The 247-nt window shown below is 51.8% G+C and carries 1 protein-coding gene; it reads right to left on the bottom strand.

The genetic code is table 11. The features are described from left to right. Positions 1–83 precede the first annotated feature (83 nt). Positions 84–247: type II secretion system protein N (gene gspN / locus ACYP03_RS27400; protein WP_459782858.1), on the bottom strand; the 164-nt coding region annotated here is incomplete at its 5' end.

Below are 247 nucleotides of genomic sequence, written 5' to 3'. Positions count from 1 at the left end.
CATGAAATAAAGGAAAAATACGTATTCAGATACATTTGATTGCCCTCAACCCGCCAGACCAAGGTCGCTGTACAGCCACTGACTTACAGACGACCTGTATATCGAATAGGATAACGGCCATTGGCATCCGGGTTGCCCAGCCATTTCAGCTGTTCCTGTAACCCTGACGGCAGCTCGGCCCCCGGCTTAAACCAGCCGTTCAGGTTATAGCGCTGATCTGTCGTTAAGCCCGCTTGCCATTCGCTGC

The sequence above is a fragment of the Photobacterium sp. R1 genome (assembly GCF_054600795.1).
The sequence above is the reverse complement of the archived record's forward strand: the minus strand, read 5'-3'. Positions and strand labels throughout refer to the sequence as shown.